The organism is Georgenia subflava, assembly GCF_009193155.1.
Lineage (GTDB): Bacteria > Actinomycetota > Actinomycetes > Actinomycetales > Actinomycetaceae > Georgenia > Georgenia subflava.
Genome location: NZ_VUKD01000001.1, coordinates 831554 through 843837, shown reverse-complemented (window position 1 = coordinate 843837; position 12284 = coordinate 831554). Strand labels below are relative to the sequence as shown.

Annotated in this window: 12 protein-coding genes; 10 read left to right on the top strand and 2 right to left on the bottom strand. The window is 69.6% G+C overall.

Annotation, left to right across the window (positions count from 1 at the left end):
• Positions 1-2: 2 nt before the first annotated feature.
• The 7 genes from GD748_RS03880 to GD748_RS03850 all read left to right on the top strand — a co-directional run bounded on the left by GD748_RS03880 (position 3) and on the right by GD748_RS03850 (position 6246).
• A complete protein-coding gene (locus GD748_RS03880) occupies positions 3-1643 on the top strand; it encodes an FAD-dependent monooxygenase (RefSeq protein ID WP_152193846.1) in 1641 nt (546 codons plus the stop codon).
• A complete protein-coding gene (locus GD748_RS19400) occupies positions 1640-2335 on the top strand; it encodes a cupin domain-containing protein (RefSeq protein WP_193312802.1) in 696 nt (231 codons plus the stop codon). The genes GD748_RS03880 and GD748_RS19400 overlap by 4 nt, the downstream gene beginning before the upstream one ends.
• Complete coding sequence (locus GD748_RS03870; RefSeq protein ID WP_152193845.1) at positions 2332-2880, top strand: cupin domain-containing protein; 549 nt, start codon at positions 2332-2334, stop codon at positions 2878-2880. Before GD748_RS19400 ends, GD748_RS03870 begins: the two co-directional genes overlap by 4 nt.
• Positions 2881-2945: 65 nt before the next feature.
• On the top strand, positions 2946-3350 hold the full coding sequence (locus GD748_RS03865; RefSeq protein WP_152193844.1) for a RidA family protein: 405 nt from the start codon (positions 2946-2948) through the stop codon (positions 3348-3350).
• Positions 3350-4243 (top strand): fumarylacetoacetate hydrolase family protein, encoded by an 894-nt coding sequence (locus GD748_RS03860; protein WP_152193843.1) that lies wholly within the window; start codon positions 3350-3352, stop codon positions 4241-4243. Before GD748_RS03865 ends, GD748_RS03860 begins: the two co-directional genes overlap by 1 nt.
• A complete protein-coding gene (locus tag GD748_RS03855) occupies positions 4240-5178 on the top strand; it encodes an amidohydrolase family protein (RefSeq protein WP_152193842.1) in 939 nt (312 codons plus the stop codon). Before GD748_RS03860 ends, GD748_RS03855 begins: the two co-directional genes overlap by 4 nt.
• Positions 5179-5253: 75 nt before the next feature.
• Positions 5254-6246, top strand: coding sequence for a pirin family protein (locus GD748_RS03850; RefSeq protein WP_152193841.1), 993 nt, complete (start codon positions 5254-5256; stop codon positions 6244-6246).
• Between the two features lie 149 nt (positions 6247-6395).
• Here the strand turns inward: GD748_RS03850 and GD748_RS03845 are convergent, their stop codons facing one another.
• A complete protein-coding gene (locus tag GD748_RS03845) occupies positions 6396-7568 on the bottom strand; it encodes a Gfo/Idh/MocA family protein (RefSeq protein ID WP_152193840.1) in 1173 nt (390 codons plus the stop codon).
• Positions 7569-7697: 129 nt separating this feature from the next.
• Positions 7698-9206 carry a glycoside-pentoside-hexuronide (GPH):cation symporter gene (locus GD748_RS03840; RefSeq protein ID WP_152193839.1) on the bottom strand — a complete coding sequence of 503 codons (1509 nt, stop codon included), beginning with the start codon at positions 9204-9206 and terminating at the stop codon, positions 7698-7700.
• Positions 9207-9530: 324 nt separating this feature from the next.
• Here GD748_RS03840 and GD748_RS03835 point away from each other — a divergent pair, with 324 nt between their 5' ends.
• The 3 genes from GD748_RS03835 to GD748_RS03825 are packed head-to-tail and all read left to right on the top strand — an operon-like array spanning position 9531 to position 12273.
• On the top strand, positions 9531-10358 hold the full coding sequence (locus GD748_RS03835; protein ID WP_152193838.1) for a sugar phosphate isomerase/epimerase family protein: 828 nt from the start codon (positions 9531-9533) through the stop codon (positions 10356-10358).
• Positions 10355-11260, top strand: a complete 906-nt coding sequence (locus tag GD748_RS03830) for a sugar phosphate isomerase/epimerase family protein (protein ID WP_152193837.1) — start codon at positions 10355-10357, stop codon at positions 11258-11260. The genes GD748_RS03835 and GD748_RS03830 overlap by 4 nt, the downstream gene beginning before the upstream one ends.
• A gap of 11 nt (positions 11261-11271) precedes the next feature.
• Positions 11272-12273 carry a Gfo/Idh/MocA family protein gene (locus GD748_RS03825; RefSeq protein ID WP_152193836.1) on the top strand — a complete coding sequence of 334 codons (1002 nt, stop codon included), beginning with the start codon at positions 11272-11274 and terminating at the stop codon, positions 12271-12273.
• The last annotated feature ends 11 nt before the right edge of the window (positions 12274-12284 follow it).

The window sequence follows — 12284 nt, the reverse complement described above, 5'->3', positions numbered from 1 at the left end:
CCATGACGCCCACCCTTGCTGCACCGGTCGACGACACCCTGCCCGTGGTTGTCGTCGGTGCGGGACCGATCGGCCTGATCACCGCGCTCGGCCTGAAGCACTACGGCGTGCCGGTCACCGTCCTCGAAGAGGACGACCAGCTCTCGCTGGACACGAAGGCCGGCACGGTCCTCACCCGCACCATCGAGGTTCTTGACCGCTATGGCGCCGCCGTGCCGGTGCTGCGCGCCGCTCTGCGAATGGACGAGATCGGCGAGGTGAACCGAGCCACGAACACCGCCGCACCTAGCGTGAAGATGGACGTCCTTGCCGGCGAAACCAGGTACCCGTTCGTGCTCAACATCCCTCAGAACAGTCTCGAACGCGTACTCGAAGAGGTTCTGCGCGACAGGGACCCGCAGGCGCTGCGGCTACGGACCAGGGTTACCGGGCTGGTCCAGCACCCCGACCGGGTCACCCTCACCGTGACCGACGAGCACGGGACCCGCGAACTCGACGCCAGGTACGTCCTGGCTTGCGACGGCGGCCGGTCGAGCATCCGCGAGGGTCTCGGCATCACGGTCGAGGGCAAGACGCTCGAGGACCGGTACATGCTTGTCGACCTGAAGGTCGACCTCGACGTCGACAACCCGCGCGACTACCCCTACCTCGCCTACTTCGCCGACCCTGAGGAATGGATGATCCTGGTGCGTCAACCGCACTGCTGGCGATTCCTCTTCCCGCTGGCGCCCGGCGCGGTCGAGCCGGGGCCCGAGGAGCTCCGGGACAAGGCACTGCGATTCATCGGCGATGTCGACGACGTCGAGGTGCTCGGTACAAACGTGTACACCGTGCACCAGCGCGTCGCGAACCGGTGGAGCGAGGGCCGTGTCTTCCTCATGGGTGATGCGGCGCACCTCATCACCCCCATGTGGGCGCTCGGCCTCAACACCGGCGTGCTGGACGCCTCGAACCTGCCCTGGCGCCTCGCCTGGGTGTTGCGCGGATGGGCGGACCCGGCCCTGCTGGGTGGCTATGAGGCCGAGCAGTCGAGCGTGGCGATCAAGGGCTCGGGGCAGATGGCCGAGAACGCCAGGCTCGCCATGGGTGGCGCCGACGGTGCTGAGCGGGAGAGCACTTCGGGCTGGGGCTGGGCAATGACCCGGTCGCTCCTCGGCGTCTCGCTCGACGTGGACGGCACGGGTGACTGGTCGATGGTCAAGGAAGGTGAGCCCCAGGCCGTGCGCGTGGGCGACCGGATGCCGGACGTGGCCGTCTACGGGATCGACGGCGATGAGACGCACCTGCACCGGCTCGCGGGTGACAGCTTCGTCGCCCTCCATTTCGCCGACGCCCGGCGCCGACCCACGCTACCCGTCGGGGGCACACCCGGCCTGACTCACCTGCTGGTCAGCCGGTGGGATGCGCCGCACGACTCTGGGCTCCGGGACCGGGCATGTTTCGATCCGGGCGACCGGCTGCGCAAGCGCCTGGGCGTGGGAGAGGGCACCGTCGTCCTCCTCCGACCGGACGCCCACATCGCCGCGATCGCGGCCTGGAGCAGCGGCTCCGACGTGGCTGAGCAGATCTACGACCGGATCGTCCACCCGGGCAGCCAGGCCACTACCAGCGAATCTCAGCGACTTCAGGAGGTCCACTCATGAACCATGTCGTCACCGCTCCGGACGGTACCGAGATCACCCTCGTCGGCGTCGGGACAAGCGTGATCTTCGACAACGGGCCGGTGCGGGTGTGGGACGTCGTTCTGCCTGCGGGCGGCACTCATCCGTGGCACCAGCACCACAATCCGTACGTCGTGCTGTCGGTCGCCGGATCCTCCGGGCGGATGGACTGGCTCGACGGCAGCGAACCGCGCCACGTCTCCGAGTACCCCGGTGGCGTCGTATTCCGTCCTGTCTCGCCGATCCACCGGCTCACGAACACTGGCGGAACCCGTTACCGCAACCGACTCATCGAGCTGAAGGACCTCGGCGAGACCCGGGAGGCGGGAGTCCTGGACGTAGGGCCAGGTGCTCGCAGTGTCGCCGGGGACGCTCCGGACCTGCCGGTACCGGACGACGGCCGCGTCCCGGTCATCGGCACCGAGTACGTCAGGGTGTGGACGTTGCTCGTTCCGGCCGGGACTCAACGCACCCTTGAGCTCGACGACTCGCCGCACGTCCTTGCCGAGCTCGACGCCGAGCTCGAGGGAGAGGCCCTGGCCGCTTCGGTCAGCTTCCACGAGGGCGGGGCACGAGAGCTCGTCAACGACACCGACGGCGACCGAACCTACTTCATCGTCGCACTGGACTACCTGGCTCACCACGGCAGCACCACCTCGAAGGAGATCTCATGACCGACACGGGCGTATCCGCGCTCCCGCTCGTCCCGACGCCGCCCAGACCGGAGGCCGTCGACGCACACGAGTGGGCCGAGAACCTCTCCGAGCCCGCCCGGTACGAGGGAGAGGCCCCCGACCGTTCCCGTGAGCAGGCCGGCCCAGTCCTTGACGGTGAAGCCTCCTTCCGCTTCCGTGAAGTACTTGTGCACACGGGTGACCTGGAGTGGGTCGACAAGACTCTCGCCGGCCTGAGCCACAAGACGCTGTGGCGCAACGAGGACACCGGCGCCTCGATCACGCTGGTGAGATTTGAGAAGGGCTCAGGCATCCCCAGCCGACACTCCCATGCCTCGAACCAGTTCATGTTCTGCCTGTCCGGCAAGTACACCTATGTGCCGACCGACTTCACCCTCACCCCGGGATCCTTCTACTGGAACCCACGGGGGAGCATGCACGGACCGACCCTCGCCGAGGAGGAGACCGTGCTGCTCGAGGTCTACGACGGCCCGCACTACCCGACCCAGCCGAGCTGGTACACAGACCCGGCCGACGCCCGCTGAGGGCAACACCGACGCCCACTTACGGGCACCGACGACCCCGACGGGGTACTGAAAGGAAAGACACCTTGAGCAAGACAGAGGTTCGTAGCGAGAAGCTGGCCGTCCCGAACGGGCACTTCTCCCAGGCGACGGCGATCAAGGCCGAGGGCACGATGGTCTTCATCTCCGGGATGACCGCCCGCAACGCCACCGGCGGAGTCACAGGCGTCGGAGACGTCTCCGCGCAGACCCACCAGGTGTGCCAGAACCTGCAGGGCGCCGTCGAGGCTGCGGGTGGCACGATGGACGACATCGTCCGGGTGGACGTCTACGTCCGGAACATGGAGGACTTCAAGGCTATCCACGCCGTGCGTACCCAGTACTTCACCGGCGTCGCACCTGCCTCGACGATGGTTGAGGTCTCGAAGTTCGTGAACAAGGACTACCTCATCGAGATCAACGCCATCGCCGTTCTGCCCCAGGCGTCCTGATGCGCTACGGAGCTACCCGTCACGGCGGAGAACGGCGCACGTTCCTGATCGAGGGGGAGGAGGCGCTCGTGCTTCCGGCGGGCGCCCCCACCCCCGACGACATCGTTCGCGAGGCGGCGGCCCGGGAGGCCGCCGCCTCTGCGGCAGGCAGCTCTGAGCGGCTGCCGATCGACGAGCTTGATCTGCTCGTACCGCTGACCCGCTTCAACCGTGACATCTTGTGCACCGGGTGGAACTACTGGGATCACTTCGAGGAGTCGAAGGGCAAGCGCGAGGGGCAGGATCCCGTCGAACGGCCGGCGCATCCGACCTTCTTCACCAAGGGCCCACTCAGCGCCACCGGACCACACGACCCGATCGCCTGGGACCCGCAGGTCTCCGGGAAGTGGGACTACGAGGCGGAGGTCGCCGTCGTGATCGGTCGAGGCGGGCGGTCAATTCCCCCTGAGCGGGCGATGGATCACGTCGGCGCAGTGCTGGTGGCCAACGACGTCTCTCAACGTGACCTCCAGCGGGCCCACGGCGGTCAGTGGCTCAAGGGCAAGAGTCTCGACTCGACAATGCCGCTCGGTCCGTGGCTCACCACGCCCGACGAGGTGGACGTCGCCGACCTGCGCATCACGCTCGAGCTCAACGGTAGGGAGCTGCAGTCAGCGAGCACGCGCCAGATGGCGTTCGCCGTTGAGCAGATCATCGCCGAGCTGAGCTGGGGCATGACCCTGCTGCCGGGAGACGTCATCCTGACCGGGACGCCGAGCGGCATCGGTAACGCCCGTGAGCCGCAGGTCTTCATGAACGGTGGAGACGTACTCGTCACACGTGTCGAGGGTCTGGGCGAGCTGCGCAACACCGTGACCGCGTCCTCGCTGTCCGAGTACGTGGTGGTGGGATGACCGCGACGGACATCCACACCCACCTGATCCCGGTGCTCCCCGCCGACGTCCTCGCTGCTTCCGGGCTGCGGGACGTCGGCGGGCGGGTGGCGGTGGGGGATCATGTCATCGGTCCGGAGGAGATCTACGAGCCGGCCAGCCTGGTCGCATGGCTGGAGCGCGTTGGACTGGAGCGCGCCCTTGTGTCGATCCCGCCACCGCTCTACCGGCAGGGTCTGGAATTCGCCGATGCCGCGCGCTGGGTCCCGGCAGTGAACGACGCTCTCGCCGCCTCCACCGAGAGTCATCCAGCCCTGGTTCCACTGGTCTACCTGCCCTTCGAGCATCCCGAGCTCGCCCTCGCGGAGATCGACCGAGTGGGGGCAGGGTGTGCAGGCTTCACCGCCGCGGCCGGCGGAGGGTCTGTCAGCCTGGCCGACCGGCGCCTGGATCAGGTATGGCGCCGCATCGTCGACCTCGATGCGCCCGTCGTGCTGCATCCAGGCGCCTCCCCGGACCAGCGCCTGACGCAGTTCTACCTCGGTAATCTGCTGGGTAACCCGGTCGAGTCGGGGTTGGCCGCTGCCGAGCTGCTCCTCGGCGGTGTGCTCGACCGTTATCCCGAGCTCCGAATCGCCCTGGTCCACTGCGGGGGCGTGCTGCCTGCGGTGCTTGGGCGCTACCAACGTGGTGTGGACGCCCGCCGGCCCGGAGTCGGGCGTGAAGGAGCGGATCTGCGGAGGGAGGCGGCTCGGCTCTGGGTTGACTGCCTTGCCCACGATCCCCGGGTCGTCGATCTCGCGGCTGAGATCGTCGGTGAGGAACACCTCCTCGTCGGGAGCGATTGGCCCTTCCCGATGGGGACGGACGATCCGCTCGGTCTGCTCGGTCACCGCGGCGCTGCTGCTGTTTCCCGTGCGGCCTCCAGCAATGCTGCCGTGTTCCTCGGCGAGTGAGCTGCACGCTCGGGTCTGCGCCGCTGCGTGCCTGCCCGGCCGTCGGGAACGGCGTCGGTTGCCTACGCTGAGAAGATGACGAACCTCGAGACCCGGCCGCAGGAGCACGTGTGCACCACCGGCCCCGGCACGTCCGCCGTCGAGCTGGTCGAGCCACGCGAGGTCCCGCTCGGCGGCCCGAGGGCGATGACGGTGCGTCGCACGCTCCCCACGAGAGCCCGTTCGCTCATCGGCCCGTTCTGCTTCGCCGACCACTACGGCCCGGACGACATCTCGGTCACCGGCGGGATGGACGTGGCCCCGCACCCGCACACCGGGCTGCAGACGGTGACCTGGCTGTTCGAGGGCAAGGTCCTGCACCAGGACGCGCTCGGCTCGGTGCAGACGATCGAGCCCGGACAGCTCAACCTCATGACGGCGGGGCACGGGATCTGCCACTCCGAGGAAGGCACCCTCAAGAGGTTCCCCGGACAGGGACGGATCGCCGGGGTGCAGCTGTGGACCGCCATGCCGGACGCCGACCGGCAGGGGGAGCGCGACTTCGAGCACGTCGCCGAGGTCCCTACGGTCGAGCTCGACGCCGCCACCGTCCAGGTCTTCATGGGCACCCTTGCCGGGGTCACCTCGCCGGCGCGCGCCTACTCCCCGCTCGTCGCCGCCCAGGTCGACATCCCCGCCGGCGCCACCGTGCACCTGCCCGTCGACCCGGCGTTCGAGCACGGGATCCTCGTCGACGACGGCGACCTCACCGCGGCGGGCACCGAGGTGCCCGCCTCCTGGCTCGCCTACCTCGCCCCGGGTCGGGAGGAGATCGTCCTGGTCGCCGGCGAGCACCCGGTGCGGGCGGTCCTCTTCGGTGGCACCCCGTTCGGCGAGCAGATCCTCATGTGGTGGAACTTCGTCGGCCGCACCCACGACGAGGTCGTCGAGGCCCGGCGGCTGTGGCAGGCCGCGATCGCCGGCGACGCCGAGGGTGTCGCCCGGTTCGGCCGGGTCACCGGCTACGACGGTCCCGACCTGCCGGCCCCGGACCTGCCGAACGTCCGCCTCCGTCCGCGCGATCGATGACGTCCCCGAGCGCCGAGATCACGACGAGGTCGCTGATGTGGTCGCAATGACGACCAGTTCAGCGACCTCGTGCGCGTCACGCCGGAGGGCTTGGCGCGAGTCGCGCCGGAAGGCCAGGTGCGCACCGCGCGCCGGAGGCGGCGGTCGTGTCAGGCCTTCTGTCGCTCCGGGAACTTGCCCTCCTCGCGGATGCGCTTGTTGAGCTCGGTGAGGTAGAGGTCCTCGTCGAGGTCGAGCGGGACCTCCTGCCCGGTCCAGGACGACAGGTGGATGGCGTTGGCCAGGCGCACGCCGTTGATGCCGTCGGACCCGGGCGCGAGCAGCGGGGTGCCGTCGAGGATGTTCGCGGCGAAGTTCTCCAGCACGCCCGCGTGCTGCCCGCCCCAGGCGGACTCGAACTCGATCGTCTCGGTCGTGTAGAGGTCTTCGGTGTTCGCCTGCCCCATGAACAGCTTCATCACGTCCTCCATGTCCATGGACGCCGACAGCTCGGTCTCGTCCTTGACGAGGCGGGTGACGGTGGCGGTCTTGGAGCCGTCGACGACGATCTTGCCCTTGTCGCCGAGGATCTCGAACCGGTCGGTGCCGACCAGGTCGTGCACTGCGGTGACGAACGTGCCGGTCGCGCCGTCGCCGTAGTCGACCACCGCTGTGACCTCGTCCTCGACGGCGATGTCCCGGCGGAACCCGTAGGCCACCTTGGCGTACACCGACTTCGGGACCCCGCAGATCCACTGCCACAGGTCCAGCTGGTGCGGGGCCTGGTTGACCAGCACCCCGCCACCCTCACCGCCCCAGGTCGCGCGCCAGGCGGACTGGTCGTAGTAGCCCTGCGGACGCCACCACGTGGTGATGATCCAGTTCGTGCGCCGGATCGCCCCGATCTCGCCGGCGTCGACGATCTCCTTGATCTTGCGGTACAGCGGGTTGTTGCGCTGGTTGAACATGATCCCGAACGTGAGCTCGGGCTTGGTCGCGGCGAACGCGTTGAGCTCCTTGACCTGGGCGGTGTAGACCCCGGCGGGCTTCTCCACCAGGGCGTGGATCCCCGCGGCGAGCGCGTCGATGCCCATCTGCGGGTGGAGGTAGTGCGGCACGCACGTCACGACCGCGTCGACGTCGCCGGAGGCCAGCACCGTGGCGTAGTCCTCGTAGACCGGGACACCGGGGTACTCCGCCGCGGCCTTGTCCCGCTTGGCCGGGTCGGGGTCCACGATCGCCCCGATCTCCATGTTCGGGACCTGACCGTCCTTGATCAGCTTGGCGTACATCCCGCCCTGCGCTCCGAGCCCGATGATCCCGAGCCTGACCTTCTTCGTCATGGTGACCTCTCCGTTCGATCGTGCCTGTGGATGGCTTGTGAGCCCCGGGCCGGCCATGTCGGCCTGGTCCCGTTCGGGCCGGGCCCCGGCCGGTTCGTGGCCCGGGCGTCGCGTGTCGTCGAGATGCTGTCAGTGTGCCGCGTCGGCGGCCTCGGCCGCCTTGCGAGCCTCGGTCTCCGCGGTGATCTCCTTGAAGCGCTTGTCGGTGAGCGGGTACTTCCACATCACGACGAGGGTGAGCAGCGCGAGCGCGGCCGGCACCAGGCCGGTGGCCACCCGGATGCCCTGCAGGGCCTCGTCGGTCTGGATCGCGGCGGTGCCGACGTAGCCGGTGAAGCCGATGATGCCGGCCGCGCCGGCGCCGCCGAACGCCTGGCCGAGCTTGCGGATGAAGGAGAACACGGCGTACGTGGTGCCCTCGGTGCGGCGACCGGTCTTCCACTCGCCGTACTCGATGGTGTCGGCCTCCATGGCCCACATGAGCGTGTTGACCAGGCCGAGCCCGACGCCGACGAGGAAGTAGCCGACGACGGCCATCCACGGCGCGGAGGCCGGGGTGACGAACAGCAGCAGGGCGCCGACGATGAAGGCGACGGCGCCGCCGAGGTAGCCCGTGCGCTTGCCGAACCGTCCCACGATCTTGGCGATGAAGGGGGCGAGCACGAAGATCGCGCCGGTCTGCACGATCGTGAAGACCGCGAAGAGGCTGCCGTTGCCGAGCACGTCGCGGGCGTAGTAGATCCCCATGGTGCTGAAGGCGATGAACGAGGTGAGGAAGAGCAGCGAGCCGACGCACAGCCAGATGAGCGGCTTGTTCTTGCGCAGCGTGTCGACGGCCTCGCGCAGGGTGGCCTTGTCCTGGGCAGGGCGGGCGACCTGCTCCTTGGCGGTGAAGAAGGTGGTCAGGTACAGCGCCATGCCGACGAAGACGAAGATGAGCGTGATCGTGGTCAGCGCACCCTGCAGACCGGTCGAGGCCTCGGCCACCGCGGCGGCCTTGGCGGCGTCGAGCTGGGCCTGGGTGGCCGCGGCCTCGCCGCCCAGCGCCTCGACCTTGGCCTCGTAGAGGCTTGTCGAGCTCCACCGCTGGACCTGCGGGGCGACGACGAGGGCCAGCACGAGGCCGGTCGCCGCGGCGCCGACGGAGCGGAAGGTGGCGAGCTTGGCGCGCTCGGTGGGGACCTGGGTCATCGCCGCGGCGAGGGAGCCGTAGGGGATGTTGACCATCGAGTACAGCATCGCCAGGACGCCGTAGGACAGGTACGCCCAGAACAGCTTCATGGTGAGGCTGTCGGCCTGCGGGAGGCTGAAGACCCACACGCTCGAGAGCAGCAGCGGCAACGAGGACCACAGGATCCAGGGTCGGAACTTGCCCCACCGGGTGCTCGTCCGGTCGACCCAGCGACCGACGATGACGTCGCCGATGCCGTCCCAGATCCGCACGATCAGGAAGATCGGCGCGGCGTAGGCGGCGGGGATGCCGACGACGTCGGTGTAGTAGAGGAGCAGGAACATCGACGCCATGGTGAAGGCGAGGTTGTTCCCGGCGTCACCGGCTGCGTAGCCGAGGTACGCGCCGAGGCCGAGCTTCTTCGGCGGCGCGGCGGCCGGAGCCGCGGGGGCCTGTGTTGCGGTCATGGAAGGGATTCCTTGTCGTCAGCGCCTGAGTCGGCGCGGTCGGCACCGTTGCGTCGCCAACTGTGTGCCTCGGCCGTGGCAACCGACCACGAGTTGCCACAAGTTGCCAAGGCAACGGCCGCGCGCCAGTCACGGTGCACCCTTCGCACACCGGCGGGCGTGGCGGCGTCGTCGCAGGTCAACGGCGCTCCTGACGGCGGAGGCGGCGCACCCGGGCCGGCCCTCGGGAGGTGGCAACAACTGGCAACGGGTGGCCCGGGTGGCGTCGACCGCGCAGAGTAGGGCGGGACAGCCCACCGCCCACGCTCACCGAGGAGCACCACCATGTGGACCCTTTCCGGATTCTCCGACGAGATCTCTCCCGACCTCGAGGAGCAGTGCTCCCTCGTGGCGAAGCTCGGCCTGTCCTACCTGGAGTTCCGCAGCGCGTGGGGCACCAACGTCCTCGACCTCGACGACGCCCAGCTGGCCCGCGCCAAGGAGATCCTCGACTCCCACGGCCTGAAGGTCTCCAGCATCGGCTCCCCGATCGGGAAGATCTTCGTCGACGAGGACTTCGACGCCCACCTCGAGCGCGCCCGTCACGCCGTCGACGTCGCCGACCACTTCGGCGCGAGGTACATCCGGATCTTCTCCTTCTTCATCCGTGAGGGCGACGACCCCGACGACCACCGCGACGAGGTGCTGCGTCGTATGCGCGCGCTCGCCGAGGTGGCCGAGGCCGGCGACGTCGTGCTGCTGCACGAGAACGAGAAGGAGATCTACGGTGACATCCCGCGCCGCTGCGTCGACATCCTGCAGTCCGTCGGCTCGCCGCACCTGCGCGCCGCCTGGGACGCCGCCAACTTCGTGCAGGTGGGGGTGCGCCCTTTCACCGAGGCGTTCGCCGACATCCGCCCGTACCTGGAGTACGTCCAGATCAAGGACGCGCACCTGGCCGACGGCGAGGTGGTCGCCGCTGGGCGCGGCGACGGCGAGGTCCGCGAGACCATCCGGGCCCTGCGCGAGGACGGCTTCGACGGCTTCTTCTCCCTCGAGCCGCACCTGTCGCAGGCCCACAGCCTCGGCGGGTTCTCCGGGCCTGAGCTCTTCACCGAGGCGTTCGAGGCGTTCACCGACCTGTTGAAGGCCGAGGGCATCGAGTACCGATGAGCACGACGACGTCGCGGCGCACCCGACCACGCCTGGCCGCCAGCCCGATGGCCTACGCGTACGTGCCGCTCACCCTCGCGCCGCTGGAGCAGCTGGCGCAGGCGTTCGCCGACCTGCACGACATCGGGTTCACCGCGGTGCGGTCGGACGTCCCGCAGGAGCTGCCGCTGGACGACTACGCCCACTGGCTCGACACCTATGACCTCAGCCCCGCGACCGGGATCTTCGCCGCCACGTTCGACGGTGAGGAGGAGCTCGCCCACGTCCTCGAGCGGGCCCGGCGCACCGCCGCCCAGCACACCGAGCTCGGTCTCGACCGGGTCATGCTGCTCGCCGACCCGGTGCCCGCCCGCAGGGCCCGGCCCGCCGTCGGTGCCGACTTCGACGCCGCGCGCCTGGACCGCGTCGTCGAGGAGATCGGCACCGTCGCGCGCACCCTCGCGGCGGAGGGGCTGCGTCCCCTGCTGCACCCGCGCGTGAGCGGCCTCGTCGAGACCGAGCGGGAGGTCCGCGCAGTGCTCGACACCCTCGGTCCGGACGTCATCGGCTTCGGTCCGGACACCGGCCACCTGCGGTGGGCCGGCATGGACCCCGTGGCCATGGTGACCCGGTACGCCGAGCGGGTCGGCGCCGTGCACCTCAGCGACGTCTACGGCGACTACGCCCAGCCCACCCGCCGCGGCCGGGGCAAGAGCTACGACGAGCTCGTCGCCACCTGCCGCGTCTGGGCCGAGCCCGGCAGCGGCGTCGTCGACCTGAACGGCGTCCTCCGGGCGCTGCCGGCGAGCTTCGACGGCGACCTGGTCGTCGAGATCGAGCGCGCCAGCATCTTCTCCGTCTACGAGGCGTACCGGACGGCGCACGAGTGGGCCGCGCAGGCCCCCGTCCCGGTCGGCGTCTGAAGGAGCACGACATGCCCACAGCAGCAGTCATCGGGTGCGGCGACGTCGCCACCGTCCACTTCGAGGCCATCGCCGCGATCGACGACATCGACCTCGTCGCCGTGTGCGACACCGACCCGGACGTCCTCGCGGCCGCCGTCGAGGCCTACGGCGTGCCCGGGTTCGCCGACCACCGCGCCCTCCTGGCCGAGATGCGTCCCGACGTCGTCCACGTCTGCACGCCTCACGACCAGCACGTGCCGGTGGCGCTGGACTGCCTGGCCGCCGGGGTGAACGTGCTGACGGAGAAGCCGCTCGCGCACACCCTCGAGGACGCCGAGCGTCTCGTCGCCGCCGCCGAGGAGGGCGAGGCCCGCATCGGTGTGTGCTTCCAGAACCGGTACAACGCGACGTCGCAGGCTGCCCGGGAGGTGCTCGACTCCGGCGAGCTCGGCAAGGTCGTCGGTGCCACCGCCACCGTCATGTGGACCCGAACGCCCGACTACTACCGCGCCAAGCCCTGGCGCGGGAGGTGGGAGACCGCGGGCGGCGGGCTGCTCATCAACCAGGCCATCCACACCCTCGACCTGCTGCAGTGGCTCGTCGGCGACGTCACCGGCGTCGCCGGGCACGCCGCCACCCGCGTCTACGGCGACGTCATCGAGGTCGAGGACAGCGCCGAGGTGGTCCTGAGCCATGCCGACGGCGCCCGCAGCGTCTTCTTCGGGACGCTCGGCAACGTCGTCAACGCCCCCGTCACCCTGGACATCACCGCCGAGCGCGGGGCGCTGTCGCTGCGCGGCGACCTGACCATCACCTACGCCGACGGCCGGGTCGAGACGGTGGCCGAGCGGCAGGCGCCGTCGGGCGGGCGCTCCTACTGGGGTGTCTCCCACGAGCTGCTCATCCGTGACTTCTACGCCCGTCTCGGCGACGCCGAACCCTTCTGGATCAGCCCGCGCGAGGCGATGAAGTCGCTGCGCATCCTCAAGGACGTCTACGCCCAGAGCTTCGGGCCGGCCGCGATCGGCTGACCCACCCGCAC